Source organism: Martelella alba (genome assembly GCF_006516955.1).
GTDB classification, from domain to species: domain Bacteria; phylum Pseudomonadota; class Alphaproteobacteria; order Rhizobiales; family Rhizobiaceae; genus Martelella; species Martelella alba.
Map to the genome: position 1 here is coordinate 30,728 of NZ_VHLG01000021.1, position 15,655 is coordinate 46,382.

The 15,655-nt window shown below is 57.9% G+C and carries 9 protein-coding genes and 1 pseudogene; 9 read left to right on the plus strand and 1 reads right to left on the minus strand.

Going from position 1 to position 15,655, the window contains the following annotated elements:
• Window positions 1-261: 261 nt before the first annotated feature.
• The 9 genes from repA (at window position 262) to FJU08_RS21345 (ending at window position 15,087) form a co-directional block, all read left to right on the plus strand.
• Window positions 262-1,455, plus strand: coding sequence for a plasmid partitioning protein RepA (repA, locus tag FJU08_RS21300; protein ID WP_141151085.1), 1,194 nt, complete (start codon window positions 262-264; stop codon window positions 1,453-1,455).
• 5 nt (window positions 1,456-1,460) lie between these two features.
• Entirely contained in the window at window positions 1,461-2,459 is a 999-nt protein-coding gene (gene repB / locus FJU08_RS21305; RefSeq protein ID WP_141151073.1) for a plasmid partitioning protein RepB, read from the plus strand.
• A gap of 156 nt (window positions 2,460-2,615) precedes the next feature.
• Window positions 2,616-3,917 carry a plasmid replication protein RepC gene (repC, locus tag FJU08_RS21310; RefSeq protein WP_141151074.1) on the plus strand — a complete coding sequence of 434 codons (1,302 nt, stop codon included), beginning with the start codon at window positions 2,616-2,618 and terminating at the stop codon, window positions 3,915-3,917.
• A gap of 181 nt (window positions 3,918-4,098) precedes the next feature.
• Window positions 4,099-4,488: a hypothetical protein gene (locus FJU08_RS21315; protein WP_141151075.1), complete on the plus strand. Its 390-nt coding sequence runs from the start codon at window positions 4,099-4,101 to the stop codon at window positions 4,486-4,488.
• Between the two features lie 1,569 nt (window positions 4,489-6,057).
• Window positions 6,058-10,887, plus strand: a complete 4,830-nt coding sequence (locus FJU08_RS21325) for an autotransporter domain-containing protein (protein ID WP_181409979.1) — start codon at window positions 6,058-6,060, stop codon at window positions 10,885-10,887.
• Between the two features lie 164 nt (window positions 10,888-11,051).
• Window positions 11,052-12,080, plus strand: a complete 1,029-nt coding sequence (locus FJU08_RS21330; RefSeq protein WP_141151077.1) for an AraC family transcriptional regulator — start codon at window positions 11,052-11,054, stop codon at window positions 12,078-12,080.
• A 346-nt stretch (window positions 12,081-12,426) separates the two neighbouring features.
• The gene (locus FJU08_RS21335; RefSeq protein WP_141151078.1) at window positions 12,427-13,002 is read left to right on the plus strand and encodes an isochorismatase family protein; all 576 of its coding nucleotides are present in this window, start codon (window positions 12,427-12,429) and stop codon (window positions 13,000-13,002) included.
• 159 nt (window positions 13,003-13,161) lie between these two features.
• On the plus strand, window positions 13,162-14,568 hold the full coding sequence (locus FJU08_RS21340) for an MFS transporter (protein ID WP_141151079.1): 1,407 nt from the start codon (window positions 13,162-13,164) through the stop codon (window positions 14,566-14,568).
• 54 nt (window positions 14,569-14,622) lie between these two features.
• Window positions 14,623-15,087 carry a MarR family winged helix-turn-helix transcriptional regulator gene (locus tag FJU08_RS21345; RefSeq protein ID WP_141151080.1) on the plus strand — a complete coding sequence of 155 codons (465 nt, stop codon included), beginning with the start codon at window positions 14,623-14,625 and terminating at the stop codon, window positions 15,085-15,087.
• Window positions 15,088-15,131: 44 nt separating this feature from the next.
• Here FJU08_RS21345 and FJU08_RS21350 read toward each other — a convergent pair.
• Window positions 15,132-15,344 (minus strand): annotated as a pseudogene (locus tag FJU08_RS21350) (Tn3 family transposase); the annotation flags it as partial.
• Between the last annotated feature and the right edge of the window lie 311 nt (window positions 15,345-15,655).

The following is a 15,655-nucleotide window of genomic DNA, read 5'->3' on the forward strand; positions in this document are numbered from 1 at the left end:
AAGTATCACGCCCGTTGTTCCCCGCAACGTCCGTGCTGGTTTATAGTCCGGAGCGGAGCGCAAGGCGAATCGGAGAGCGCAGTTTCGGCCCACAGTGTGTGCGAGTTGTCAGCTGACAACTGTTCTGCGGACCACCGAAAGCGTGGTTTTTGCGGTGGCCTTGCCAACCACACCCGAATCGGGAACAATAGATCTGCGCATTTTTGGATATTTACCGTATATAAACGCTGATGGTGGATGATTTCGACCATGAACAAGGACATGCTTCTGGAGAAAAAGGACCTGCCCGTCCGTGAACACCTGCCGACGATGCTGGGTGCGGATGCGGAGGAGCTCGCCCATCAGCTGCAGCAGCACCAGAGACGGATTTTTCCGCCTTCCTCCCAGAAATCAATCCGCCAGTTTGCCTCTTCGGAAGCCGCCGCGCTGATCGGTATCACCGACGGCTATCTGCGCCAGATCGCAGCAGAAGGCCAGGGACCGGAGCCGCAGGCCAATGGTCGGCGGATGTATTCCCCCGAGGATATGGATCAGATCCGGCATTTTCTTGATAGCAAGAATGGTGTGCCGAAATATGTGCCGCATCGCACAGGTTCGGAAGAGCTGCAGGTTATGGCGGTGATGAACTTCAAGGGCGGTTCGGGCAAGACCACGACGGCGGCGCATCTGGCGCAGTATCTCGCTTTGCGCGGCTACCGGGTCCTGGCGATCGATCTTGATCCTCAGGCCTCACTTTCCGCCCTGTTCGGTCACCAGCCGGAGCTTGACGTCGGCGATGGCGAGACGATCTACGGCGCAATCCGCTACGAGGATCCGGTCCCGATTTCCGAGATCGTGCGTGAGACCTATACGCCCGGCCTTCATATCATTCCCGGCAATCTCGAATTGATGGAATTCGAGCATGAAACGCCCAAGGCCATTGTCAGCGGGCTGGCGGACCAGATGTTCTTTGCCCGGATCGGCCAGGTCCTGTCGACGATCGAGAGCTTCTACGATGTCGTCGTGATCGATTGCCCGCCGCAGCTGGGCTTTCTCACCATGTCGGCGCTTTGCGCGGCAACCTCGGTTCTGATCACGGTCCATCCGGAAATGCTCGACGTCATGTCGATGTCGCAGTTCCTCTCGATGACGGCGGACCTCATGGCTGTCGTCGAGGGCGCAGGTGCACGCACGAATTATGACTGGATGCGCTATCTGGTGACACGGTTTGAACCCAATGACGGGCCGCAAAGCCAGATGACCGGCTTCATGCGGGCGATTTTCGGCAATCGCATGCTGCAGAACCCGATGCTGAAATCGACGGCGATCTCGGATGCCGGGGTTACCAAGCAGACTCTTTACGAGGTCGAGCGCGCCCAGTTCACCCGCGGCACCTATGACCGTGCCATCACATCTCTCAATGCCGTCAATGACGAAATCGAGAGCCTTCTTCTTTCCACATGGGGACGCAGGTAGAAACCATGGCACGCAAGAACCTGATCGGCGTATCGAACGAGAACGAGGCGGAAGCCGAAAACATTAAGCGGAAATCGCGCCCTCTGGCGGGTCTGGTGCCGAAGTCCCTACCCGCCCGGCCGATTGGCGGCATGACCGGCGCCATCGGCAATATTGCCAGCCAGATGGAAGAGCTGGAAAGGCTGAAGGAGAAGCTGGCATCCGCCCAGTCGATCCTGTCGCTGGATCCGGCGCAGATCGACAGTTCGTTCATTTCCGACCGTCTTGGCTTCGACGAAGCGGAGCTCGCCAGCCTGGTAGCGCAGATCGGCGAGCACGGTCAGCAGGTTCCGATTCTGGTGCGTCCGCATCCCGACACCACCGATCGCTATCAGGTCGCCTATGGTCACCGCCGGCTTGAAGCGTGCCGCCGGCTCGGCATCCCGGTCAAGGCTGTGGTTCACGCGCTGAGCGACGAGCAACTGGTCGTCAGCCAGGGCCAGGAAAATAACGCCAGAACCAACCTTTCCTATATCGAACGCTCCGTTTTCGCAGCGCGTCTCGAAGATCGCAATTTCACCCGCGACATCATCATGGCCTCGCTCGGTGTCGACAAGGCGGCACTGTCGAAGATGATCGGCGTCGTACGGCGGTTGCCTGAGCCTGTGATCGCCGCCATTGGTGCGGCGCCAGAGATCGGCCGCGGGCGCTGGATGGACCTTTCGGACGGCTTCAAAGCGGAGATGGGGGAGGGCGTTCTCACCCTGTTGTCAGCTGACAACATCGCCGCATTGCCGAGTGATGAGCGCTTCAAGCGCGCCTATCGCTTTGTTCATGATTTTGGCAAGGCAGAAAAACCCAGGCGCAAACCGGCGCCTCAGGGCGATCTGCCCGTCACGATCAAGCCTACGAAATCCGGGTGCACCTTCGCCTTCGATGGCAAACGCGCGCCCGGATTTGATGATTTCGTCAGGGACCGGCTTGCTGGTCTTTATGAAGAATTCAAGCAGGAAAAAGGAGCGTAGAGCGCAAAAGAAAAAGGCCCCCGAACGGCAATCCGGAAGCCTCTCTCTATCTGTTTGCACCCTGAGAGTCGCATTTCCGTTCGATATGGTCAAGTGTTCTGAACGTTTTTTGGCGTTCGGAAAGCGGATTTCTTTTGCCTAGCGGTAGGTGAAACCATGGAATATGCGATAGGAACGACGCCTTTCGGGCGGCGGGCGATGACGCTTGGCCAAATGGCAGCGCAGGTGCGGGCACGGCGTGTGCCCGATGGCGCATCGGTCGATAAATGGAAGGTCTTTCATCTCATTCGGGAGGCGCGGGCAGCACTCGGTGCCACGGATCGTGCGCTTTCAATCCTGAATGCGCTTTTATCCTTTCACCCCGAAACCACCCTGGCCGCCGGCGAGGGGCTGATTGTCTGGCCTTCGAACGAGCAGCTCTCGGCGCGGGCCAATGGCATGCCGGCAACGACATTGCGCCGGCATCTGGCCGTGCTGGTTGATTGCGGGCTGATCCTCCGTCGCGACAGCCCCAATGGCAAGCGCTATGCCCGCAAGGGCAGGGCAGGGGCGGTGGAGCAGGCTTTCGGCTTCGATCTGACGCCGCTGGTGGCGCGGGCTGACGAGTTTGAAGCGCTGGTCGAGACCGTGCGGGCGGAAAAGCGCGCGCTGAAAGCGTCCCGTGAACGGCTGACACTGCTGCGTCGTGACATCGTCAAGATGATCGAGACAGGCATGAGCGAGGGGGTTCCCGGCAACTGGGCGCAGATCACGGACGCCTATCAAGCGATCATGACCCGTCTGCCGCGCTCGGCGCCACGCAATATCATTGACGGGCTTGTCGCAGAGCTGGAGGATCTCTGGGTCGATCTGCATGACCATCTGAATTCATTCATAAAAGACGAAAATATGGACGCCAATGCACACCATAATGGCGCTCACATACAGAATTCAAAACCAGACTCTCTTTCTGATTCTGAAAACGGCTTTGGAAAAAATCAGGAAGCAGACGGCAGGACCGAGCCAAAGCCGCAAGAACCGAACCTGCCGAAGCGCGAACTCACCCTTGGCCTGTTGCTGAAGGCCTGCCCGGATCTCCTCGATCACGCTGCGGGCGGAAAAATTGCCAGCTGGCGCGATTTTCTCGAGGCCGCCGAGATCGCCCGGCCGATGCTCGGCATTTCCCCAAGCGCCTGGCAGAAGGCCTGCCGCGTCATGGGCGATATCTCCGCCGCGGTGACGCTGGCGGCGATCCTGCAACGCGCCGACCAGATCGGCAGTCCCGGCGGTTATCTGCGCAATCTCACCCAGCGCGCCGAAGACGGCAAATTCTCCACCTTCCCGATGGTCATGGCGCTGCTCAACCACGAAAGGGCAGGGGGAGCTGCTGCCCGGCCGGACCCAAAAGCGCAGATGGCCGCACTCGGCATATCCCCGGCCCTGGCAAAACGCGTCCAGGGGGAGAGCTGGAATGGGTGAGGTGTATCACGGCTTGTTTAGCGATAATCAACGCGGCTTCCCGGTGCCAAGGTTTAAACGTCATCGCTGGATAGGGAAGAATGCTAACGGATGTTCAGCTGGGTGGTGCATCAATCGATGAGCGACTTGATATGCAGAAAAATGTGCATATATTGTGCATGAAGTAGTGCGGAGATTGGTTATGTCACACGCCCATGTAGAGCCAGCAAATGTCGTTATATCCAGGTTTGTGGATAGCCTCCAGGAACCTCGGACGCCCTTTATCTCGCCTTCGCGCTTTTCTGAGGTGCTTGGTGTCAAGGTCATCGCTTTGGCTGAGCTGACCGGTGTTCACCGCAATACGCTACGCAATCCATCTTCTGAACGTTTACAACAGAAAATGCGGGAGATGATAAAAGTGATTTCGGCTGTTGCTGAACTCACTGGCGATCTTCAGAAGGCGATCTATTGGTATCGAAACGAGCCAATCGCTGATTACGACCACCGTACGGCCGCCGAACTCGTTGCTGCTGGTCATGTTGATGCAGTTCTGGCCTATATCCGTGATCTCGAAAACGGCGCGCGCGGGTGAAGGTCATCCGTATTGGTCCAGATGCTGTCTTCTATCGATATCTTACGCCGCGTTGGGCCTTCCTTCCAACAAGCGGTGCAGGTGCTGCAACCGACGGCGGGCAAGTCTGAATACCACTGCAGTGCGCCTGACCACTCAGAAGATCGGAACGCGAAATTTTTCGCCCCTCATAAATGGCCATACAGTGGTCTTCGGTGGCAAGGATGACCCAAGGGATGAAAAAATGCCGTAACGCGCCCTGAGGCATCCATATCCGAAGGCGAGCCGGTCGCATTTTTTTTTGCTGGGGCGGAGGCGTGGGGGAAGGACGCCAAAATGTATGGCTGCTCTATTTGGCCGTCTTTGATGCTGCTTGGGTACGGAATTGGTGAGACTAGCTGCGTGCGAGACGGAAATCGTGAGACTACGTAACAAAACGCTTCTCGGCACTATTGCGTCGAAGACGTGAATGAGATCAGCAGCATAGCACAGATGGCGGCGTTTACAGCGAATGGCGTCTCATAAAGCCGCAGAAGAATCTCATCAATTCCGGTCAGCTGACAACAAAGCGTGCGACAGGACCTCTTTCGTCCGGTTTTGTAAATGTGTCCGATAATGCAAAATTATCGGACATAAATGAGGGAAGATAAGGTGTGCGGTTATGTCGACTATTATGATCATAACGGCACGTATGGATTAGCCTCACCGCCAAACGATCCAGTTTTCAGGGGGCAGAGCCGTTCACCGCATCATGAGGAGACTGGCAGGTTCTGGCGTGACTCGAGGGAATAGCTGCCCTTGGCGGACGTGTCGGCCACTCTGATTGGGTTCTACCCCGCTTTAGTTTTTCATGATCGAGCAGCATAAGTGGTGCCGAAAACCACTTGAGAGCGAATGCCGGCTTGCTCAAGCAGACCGAGCCACTTCAATTTATGTCTTATCGCAAAGCAGAATTGACCTTTGTCGTGAAATGGCAGGGCAAGTTCGCATTTTTCCAATAGAGACAAAAGTAAGCGGGGTCTTGCGACGCTTTTTAGTCAATCGCGTCCTCTGTTTGTGACCGAGAGTCTGTTTTGCATTGGTGCGAAGCATATGCGTGTCACTGGGAAAAGCAGCCAAGGTAATTGTATGACGAAACCTATTTCGCCATGTGCGTTCAGCCCTTCGAAAAATCGACTCGAACCATTTTCGCAACCCGGAACAGGTTGGCTGCACCGTAACACCGGAACTCTCAGGCAAACCGTATCGGCGACAACGCTTGTCTTCTGTCTTCTCAATGCACCCCAAATCGCGCGGGCGGATGATGTGTCGGATGCCAGCACTAATCTTACTGACGCCATCGACACCTATGCAGCTGTCCCGACGACCGCGAATAAAGACGCCGTCAACACGGCATTTGGAAATTACAATGATGCCGTAGAAACCAACGCCACGACGACCTATTCAACAAACACAACCATAAATAGCAGGTCGATTATTTCTGGAGAATCCGTTCTCTATGTCGAGGATGGTGCGACGCTGACCTACAGCAATATTTCTACAACCAATGGAGGTGCCGCACTTATCATTGGCTCCGACGACAGCTTATATTTGGGCAGTGCAAATGCAGAGCTGGATGATAATGGCACCAATTCATCCATCGTTTTTTACAACAATGAAAGTGGAGGAAATGGCGGCGCGATCCAGAATTCCGGCACGCTGACGGTCGCCGACGCCAAGTTCGATACAAATTCTGCGGATATTTCTGGCGGCGCAATCTATAATTTGCAAAGTGGTGCACTCACGATTGCCGACAGCAGTTTTTCAGGCAACACGGCTGATGCCTTCTATGGCGGAGCGATCTACACTTATGGCGGCACGGCTACGATCACCGACAGCAGCTTTACAGGCAATAGCGCCAGCTATGGCGGAGCGATCTACAATTTTAGCGGTACGGTTACGATCGCCGACAGCAGCTTTTCCGGAAATAGCTCTAGTGCCGGCAGTGCTATCTACAATAGCGGCACGCTGACAATCACAGGCAGTGGCTTTTCTGGCAATGCGGCCACTGATTATGGCGGAGCGATCTATAGTTCCGGCAGGCTGACAATCACAGACAGCAGCTTTAGCGGCAATACCGCCGATTATGGCGGCGCAATTTTCGCGGGCGGATCAGGCAACATCACCATTGAAGACAGTGACTTCACCTCAAACAAGGCGACCAATAACACCGGCGGCGCAATCTATTTTAACGGCCCCGGCAGGCTGACGATCACCAACAGCACTTTTGCAGCCAATACCGCGGGGAGTTCCGGCGGCGCGCTTTATTTAGGCGGCGGTGGCTATGTTGAAATCACCGGTACTGATTTTACGTCAAACGAGGCAACCGATAACATCGGCGGGGCGATCTATTACGTTGGCTCCGACATGCTGGCGATCACCAACAGCACGTTTGAATCCAATACGGCGGGCAGTTCCGGCGGCGCGATTTATTTAAGCGGCATTGGCGATGCTGAAATCACCGCTACTGATTTCACGTCCAACCAAGCGACCAACGATATCGGCGGCGCGATCTATTACGGCAGCTCCGGCATGCTAACGATCAGGCGCAGCACTTTTGAAACCAATACGGCAGGCAGTTCCGGCGGGGCAATCTACGCAGCCGGATCAGGCGATATCACCATTGAAGACAGTGACTTCACCTCAAACAAGGCAACAGACGATATCGGCGGGGCGATCTATTATGGCGGATCCGGCGCACTGACGATCACTCGCGGCAGTTTTGACCAAAACTCTGCCGGATCCGGTGGCGCGCTTTATTTAAGTGGCTCTGGCGCTATTGAAATCACCGATGTTACATTTACCTCCAACGAAGCCACCGATGATATCGGCGGCGCAATCCAGAACAGCAACTCTGGATTACTGACGATCACCGCAAGCACCTTCAAAGGAAATACGGCGGCGACTTACGGCGGTGCGATCTACAATACGGGCACGGTAGAGATCATCGACAGCGAATTTTCCGCAAACACTGCCAAAGGCAGAGGCGGTGCTATTCATAACGCTTTTGGTGAAATCAAAATCACAAACAGCTCTTTTTCGAAGAATCAAACAGACACCCAAGGAGGAGCGATTCACAACGCTCGTGGCACGGTTTCCATAACAGCCACGCGCTTTTCTGAAAATTCAGCGGATGACAACGGCGGAGCAATCGACAGCTATAACGGGACGTTGGAAATCATCGACAGCAGATTCTCCAAGAATTCATCAGGCTCTGCTGGCGGCGCAATCTACACGTCTGCAGGTACGATTAATCTGAATACGACCAGCGGCAACGTCACGCTGTTTTCCGGCAATACCGCCAATGGCCAAGCCAACTCAATTTCGTTTAATGCAGGTTCGGGTGATTCCAGCACACTCAACGTTTCGGTCGAAGACGGCGGCCTGCTGGATATGCGCGACCCGATGAGCGTCGACAGCAATGAAGGGTCGATTGCGATCACCCAGACGGGATCCGGCACCTGGGCGCTGGGCGGAGACAATGGCTTTACCCAGTCCGGTTCTGGCTATACGACGTTCGACGTCAATGAAGGCACGCTCTACCTCTATGCCGATAGCGAGGTCAGCAATGCCACCAGTACCGATGCCGCTGCGACCGTCGCTGCTGGTACGATCGAACTGGATGGCGAAGATTCCAGCTTCACGCTTGGCAGCAGTGCCACCATTGTTGCCGCTGGCGACAATGCCATCACCACGGATGGCACGATCATGCTTGCCGATGGCGCCACACTCAGGGGCGGCACGGCGGATGATGCCAGCAATGTTGACGGTGATGCCGCGCTGATTTCCACCGGTGGCGAAACCGCGCTGACGCTTTCAGCCGATGGTGGCGTGGCGCTCGAAGGCAATCTCAATGTTGAAGCCGTTGCCAGCGAAGACAGATTTACCCTCAATGCCGATCTAACCGATGGCAGCGGTGTTTCCGCCAGCCTGACCAAGACCGGCAGTGGAACCGTGGTGCTTTCCGGCACCAGCAGCTATTCCGGCGGGACGGCGCTGATCTCCGGCACGCTTGCCGTCACCACCGATAGCGCCCTTGGCACCGGCACGCTTGCCATGAGCGAGGGAACGGCCCTTACCCTTGATGGCGACGGGCTTAACATCGCCAATGCCATCACCGTTTCCGGCGACCCGACCTTTACCGTCGCCTCCGGCAATATCGCGAGCCTCAGCGGCGTGATCAGCGAGGGAAGCGAAGCCGGCGATCTCGTCAAGGAAGGCGACGGCACACTGGTCCTGACGGCGGACAACAGCTATACCGGTGGCACAACGATTTCGGCCGGGACATTGGCGCTGTCAGGCTCCGGCAGTATCGCGGCCTCCAGCAGTGTCGATATCGAAGCCGATGGTACGTTTGATATCTCGGCAACCGATAGCGGAACCTCCGTTACCACATTGTCCGGCTCCGGTGCGGTGACACTGGGCAGTCAGACGCTGACGCTCACCGATGCGGAAGACAGTTTCTCCGGCGCCATCTCCGGGACGGGCGGTCTCGCCATCAGCACGGATACGACCTATACGCTTTCCGGCACCAGCAGCTATTCCGGCGGGGCGGCGCTGATCTCCGGCACGCTTGCCGTCACCACCGATAGCGCCCTTGGCACCGGCACGCTTGCCATGAGCGAGGGAACCGCCCTGACCCTTGGCGGCGACGGGCTTAACATCGCCAATGCCATCACCCTTTCCGGCGACCCGACCTTTACCGTCGCCTCCGGCAATACCGCGACCCTCAGCGGCGTGATCAGCGACGGAACCGAAGCTGGCGATCTCGTCAAGGAAGGCGATGGCACGCTGATCCTGACGGCGGACAATACCTATACCGGCCCGACCGAAATTGCCGCTGGCACGCTGGAAATCGATGGCTCGATTGCCGCCAGCATCTTGACGACAGTCGATGATGGCGCAACGCTTTCCGGCACGGGCACGCTCGGCACGACGATTGTCGGAAGCGGCGGAACCCTGTCGCCCGGCAATGCCTCCAGTTCCATTGCAACGCTCGCCGTTGATGGCAACCTCACCTTTGAGGCTGGTTCGACCTATGCTGTCGATATTGGCGGCGATGGCAGCAGCGATCTGGTCTCGGCAACCGGCAGTGTCAGCCTTAATGGCGGCACGGTATCCATCACCTCGCTTGACGCGCAAACCAGCTATCAGAATGGTGAGACCTATACGCTGCTTTCTGCTGATGGAGGCGTATCCGGGACGTTCGATGCAACCACCACGACGTCTGCCTTTCTCGCTGTCTCGACCGTCTATGATGCCAATAATGCCTATCTGACCATCGCTCTGGTCGATGACGATGTGTTTGAGACTGCGGCGCAGACGCCAAACCAGATGGCCACGGCATCGGCACTGGATTCGCTGGACCAGTCAGGTTCGTCACTGGCGCTTTATAACTCAGTCCTCGTGCTGGATGCAGCATCCGCGCAAACGGCCTTCAATGCGCTTTCCGGCGAGATTTATGCCAGCACCAAGAGCGCTCTGATCGATGAAAGCCATTATGCTCGCGATGCTATCGGCAACCGTCTGCGCTCCGCTGCAGACGGCCAGCCCGGTTTCTGGATCAGCGGTTATGGCGGCTGGGGCAATTATGACGGCACGGATAGTTACGGCAGCCTTTCAACGGCAGCGGGCGGCTTGTTTGCAGGCGCCGATACGGCAGTCGGCAACTGGCGGCTCGGCCTGATGGCAGGCTATGGCAATGCCTCTTTCGATGATGATGACCGTGCCTCCAGCGCCGATATCGATGCCTATATGCTCGGCGCTTATGCCGGCACCAGCATCGCCCATGCAGGCCCGGGTAAGATCGGCCTCAGTTTCGGCGCAGCGCAGTCCTGGTACAGCATCGACACCACCCGCAATGTGATCTACCCCGGTTTTTCCGAGACGGACGCGTCATCCTATAAAGCCAATGCCACACAGATCTTCGGCGAAGCGGCCTACACATTCGAGACAGGCGCGGCCTCAACCATCGAACCATTTGCCAATCTGGCCTGGGTCCATCTTCACACGGGAAGTTATAGCGAAAACGGCACGGCCGGGCTTTATGGCGGCAGCGACAATTCCGACGTCACCTATACCACGCTCGGCATCAGGGCGGGTCACAGCTTCCGTTTCAGTCAGGTCGAGGCGAAGCTCCATGGCATGCTGGGCTGGCAACATGCATTCGGTGACACGACCTCATCGGCAACCCATGCCTTTGCCACATCCAATGCCTTTACCGTCACCGGCGTACCGATTGCCGAAGATGCTGCCATGGTAAAAGCCGGGATCGATTTCGGCGTGACCAAAAGCACGACATTCGGCTTCGCCTATCAGGGACGGTTTGGCAGCAGTGCGAAAGAAAACATCGTGAGTGCAAATCTGAACGTAGCGTTCTAGGAGCTCCAGTCGAAAGCGAACTGATCGGATTGTCCGTCGGAACCACCCATCTCAGGATGACAGGTCTTTTTGCGCGGAATGTCCAGCCCTTGACCGTCTCAAAGCGTTGCGCTTCAATTACGTAATACTGATATCAACCCGCCATATCATGACAAAGACCCATCTTGGCCCGATCAAATACATCAATCGCGATGACCTCGGTGCGTGGCATCGGCCCGCTTCCCGCGCTTCTTGACCGGATGGAAGGACCACATGCTGCCGCGCAGCTTTTTGCCGAGGCGGGGTTGCCGATTGATGTTACCAGCGAAGCTGAACGCATGGTGCCGCTCAATAACCTGATTACGCTCTACGAAGCGGCTGCCCGTATGACTGGCGATCCGCTTCTGGGGCTGAAGACAGGGCGGGCGATGATCGATGCCTATGGCACTTGGGTCGCCTATTCACGCGCTGCGCCGACACTGCGTGGCTGTCTTCAGCGGGCAGCCAGAGCGATTGCCTATCACCAGACTGGCACTGCGCTGAGATTGTCGACCAGCGGATCGCGTGCCCAATTCACCTATCACATATTTGGCCTCCGTCCTGCTGAACGTCTTCAGCATCTGCAGCATACGATACCTGCCCTGCTCGGCTCGTTTCGCTGCTATGCCGGCCAGCATTGGAAACCGGACTGGATCGAGCTGGACATTGCTTATGACCAGCGCATCGAAGCGATGGCAAGAGCATTGTCCGTACCGATCCGCAGCGGAAGCCAGGCCATGGCGTTTGCTTTCCCGTCCAGGCTTCTAGAAAACCGGCGAAATGTGCGAAGCGAGCCTTTATCGCAGCCAGGATGGCGTGACTTGAAAACGATGGTGCAGGGCCGGCCGCCGAATGCCTTCTCCGCGCTCGTTCGCGAAACAATTCATCTGGATCTTCTCAGCGGGACAGCGCAGATCAACGATGTGGCGGACCGTCTGGGGCTCGGACCAAGAACCATTCAGCGACGGCTGAAGGCGGAATCCAGTTCGTTCCGGCAGCTCGTGTCCGATGTGCGGATGGAGCGTGCCAGGACCTTGCTCGCGGGCTCTGAAATGTCCGTGACCGAGATCGCCTTTCGTCTTGGATATAGCGATTCAACGCATTTGACGCGTGCCTTTGCCCAAAGCCAGGGAATGTCGCCCATTGCGTTTCGCAGAGCAAACAAAGGTCTTTGATTTGAACCGATCCGATATTCGCTGAATGTCTGCTTGCAGGCGACGGCGTCAATGACTCCTGAGGCCGAAATGGCGACGCCTATCAGTCATTCATGCTGCGCATGTCTGCGTCGACTGTCGAAGGCCTCTGCTGCGCTATCGGCCAATGCTCTTGAAACTCTTCTCCCCCTGAGTGTGAAACCGACTTTGATATCGCGGGCTGTCGACCAAAGCTGTGCGGCGACCGCGCTAGCCAGACCAGCAACGCCGCGTATGCCCGATCGCAGTGGCCGCTATTGCTATTTCGAATAGGTATATTATATAGCTATTTATTGTCCGTATTGCCCGAGGCGAAAGGAGTTCCCTCATGCCGTTGACCACCCTCGACAAAGCACCAGCCCTTATCATCGTCGATCTTCAGAAAGGGCTCGCCGGCCTCTCGACGGCTCATCCGTTCGACGATGTTGTCGCCAATTCACGACGCCTTGCGGAGGCGTTCCGCCAAAAGAGGCTGCCGGTCGTCCTGGTGAACGTGGCTGGCGGCGCTCCTGGCCGGGCCGACATCCATCAGAATAGGCCCGCTGACGCGCCGGCGGCACGGCCGGTCGATTGGGCCGAACTTCTGGAAGAACTCGGCCAGCAGCCCGACGATATCCTCGTTACCAAGAACACCTGGGGTGCCTTCCATGGGACAGGCCTCGCGGAGACACTGACCGCGCGCCATGTCAGCCAGGTCGTCATCACCGGCGTCGCCACAAGCATTGGTGTCGAATCAACTGCCCGCTCGGCGCACGAGCACGGCTTCCACGTCGTTCTCGCCACGGACGCCATGACCGACATCGATCTCGCTGCCCACGGACACAGCACCAGCCGGATTTTCCCGCGCCTCGGTGAGACTGCCACCACCGACGAGATCCTTGCCAAACTCGATGCACGCTCCTGACGAAGCGCCATTCCACGCAGCGAGGCGATGACCGCCAGCGCAGACGGCACAGCGGCGGCCCGGAAGGTCATCGAGCGAAACATGCTGGAGTTGCCGCGTGTCGCCTGACCGCGGCACACCAACACCAGGAAGCAACAGAGCGCACGAGCCCGCATTTCCATGATCACGAATTCGCAACAAACAGCAGCGCGCGGCCGGTTCCCGTTCAAGTTGCTCGTGCCCCTGATGCTGGGGGCGATCCTCAATCCTATCAATTCTTCCATCATAGCGGTCGCACTCGTGCCCATCGGGGTGGCCTTCGGCGCATCCGCGGCCCAAACCGCCTGGCTCGTCTCGGCGCTTTATATGGCCACCGCGATTGGCCAACCGCTCGTCGGCCGGTTCGTTGACGTTTTCGGCCCCAAGCGCCTCTTCCTGCTGGGCGCCGCCCTGACCGCTGTGGCAGGCATCCTCGGAACTGTGGCGCCCAATCTGTGGGTGCTCGTCCTCGCGCGCGTCATCCTCGGGCTTGGAACTTGCGCCGGCTATCCCGCAGCCATGTCGCTCATCCGTAATGTGGCGGATCACGACCATCTCGACAGCCCGGCTGGCGTCCTGACCGCCCTGTCAGTCACCGTACAGACGATCGCGGCCATCGGTCCGACCCTGGGCGGGCTCCTGATCGACCTTGGCGGATGGCGGCTCACCATGGTCATCAACATCCCTCTCGGCGCGTTCGCGCTCGTGCTGGGCTGGATGACGCTTCCCTCCTATGGTGGCGGCACACGGCAAGAAGAACGCGAAGCCCTCCGCGGCTTCGACTGGGCCGGTACCGCATTGTTCGCAGTCGCGCTGCTGGGCCTGCTGCTGTTCCTCATGGCGCCCGGCGCATCTACCTTGTGGGGACTAGCCGTGGCTGTAGCCACCGGCGCTGCCTTCGCCTTCCGTGAACGCCGCACGAAGGCCCCCTTCATCGATCTAAGGCTCTTGCGCGGCAACCTGCCGCTGCTTGCGACGTTTGCCCGCGCCCTTTCCGCTTCGACCTCGTCCTATGCCTTCATCTACGGCTTCAGCCAGTGGATGGAGGATGGTCGCGGCCTGACCGCATCGAATGCCGGGCTTCTGCTGCTGCCGACGTTCGGCGTTGGCATCATTGTTTCCGCCCTATGGGGACGTACACCACAGGTGCGGACCAAACTCATCGTTGGTGGGATCTTGCAGATCGTGGTCGGCGCCATCTTGCTGGTGACCTCGCCCGGCTCGCCGATCTGGTTCCTTGCCGCCGCCACCGCCCTGCTGGGCATTCCGCAGGGGCTGCTAAGCCTGTGCAACCAGAATGCGCTCTACCACCAGGCGCAACCCGCCAGCCTCGGCGCCTCATCAGGCCTGTTGCGTACCTTTCAGTATTTCGGTGCGATCATCGCATCGGCGGCAACCGGCATGGCTTTCGGACAGCGCGCCGACTCCGCCGGCATGCATGAACTCGCATTGTTCATGATCGCCGTCTCGACACTTGCCTTGCTCATCACCCTGATCGACCGCTCGCTGTCCCGGGTCGGCGCCCCGCCCAGTGACGGGAATAGCTGAGCAATGCGTTGCCCCGGATTGCCTTCGGCAACATAGTTATATAAAATAGATAAAATGAAGGATGAAGATTTGCATCGACTGCTCGGACAGTTGCGCGCCCTGCAACGCCGGCAGCGCCGTGAACGCCCCCCGGTCGAAGGGCTGTCGCAGTCCGCTGTGCGCGTGCTGGGTGTGGTGGCGCGAAGCGAGAGTGCAATTCAGCCAACCAAGATCGGCCGTGAACTGATCATGACCTCATCCAATGTGGCCAGCGCGCTCTCCGCGTTGACCAAGCGGGGCCTTGTGGAGCGAATTGCCGATAAGGTGGACACGCGCCGTGTCAACATCACGCTCACCCCAGCCGGCAAGCGACTGGTTGCCGAGGATCGCGCCTCGCGTGACGATTGGCTCACCCACGCGATTCACGACCTGCTTACGCAAGAGGAGGAATCCGTGCTCATCGCCGGCGGATTCATACTCGAACGCCTCGCCGACTATCATCCGGAACCGCCTCATACGCGTGCCATGGGCTATAAGTGACGGTGCTGCGGAAAGAGATGCCGTTGCCGATATTGGCGATGGCCCGATCTGGCGGACGCGCTGGCGTCGTCCCAATGTTTCATGATCAGTGCGGTGTTGATCGGGGCGCCGATATGATTTGCCAGTGACGGATAGCTGTCGGCTTTCTCGAAGGTGTGGAATTTTCGATCCTTGATGTCGCGAAGGCGCGGCGCGAAGCGCTTGCCGATCAGGCAGAACAGCGCAAAGACATGGTCGCTGGCACCGCCGGTATCCGTGAGCTGTCAGTCCCAGGTGCTCGATCGTATTGATTACCGGTACCAGAACTCGACGCTCCCGAAAGGAGCCGACGATTGCCTTCGCGATCGTCACTTGGGACTTCAAAAGGTTAACAAAGCGTGAAAATGCCACCATGCGCTGGGTAGTCTCAGCTTTCTCAGAGGTTTGCTACAAGCCCCCGGAAAATCTGACACTGCAGTTACAGCTCCGACCCGAAAACTTAACGTGATGTAGTGGATGGCGCCCTCCGACGGCATCGAATGTGCCAAAATAGGTTTTGCTGAACCTTGAGAGGAGCCACTCACCATGG

Bases quoted from the DNA above. Each gene is read 5' to 3' on its own strand.
- FJU08_RS21340 (WP_141151079.1), top strand. From the start codon at position 13,162: ATGATCACGAATTCGCAACAAACAGCAGCGCGCGGCCGGTTCCCGTTC.
- repA (WP_141151085.1), top strand. From the start codon at position 262: ATGCTTCTGGAGAAAAAGGACCTGCCCGTCCGTGAACACCTGCCGACG.
- repC (WP_141151074.1), top strand. From the start codon at position 2,616: ATGGAATATGCGATAGGAACGACGCCTTTCGGGCGGCGGGCGATGACG.
- FJU08_RS21315 (WP_141151075.1), top strand. From the start codon at position 4,099: ATGTCACACGCCCATGTAGAGCCAGCAAATGTCGTTATATCCAGGTTT.
- FJU08_RS21345 (WP_141151080.1), top strand. From the start codon at position 14,623: ATGAAGGATGAAGATTTGCATCGACTGCTCGGACAGTTGCGCGCCCTG.
- FJU08_RS21335 (WP_141151078.1), top strand. From the start codon at position 12,427: ATGCCGTTGACCACCCTCGACAAAGCACCAGCCCTTATCATCGTCGAT.
- repB (WP_141151073.1), top strand. From the start codon at position 1,461: ATGGCACGCAAGAACCTGATCGGCGTATCGAACGAGAACGAGGCGGAA.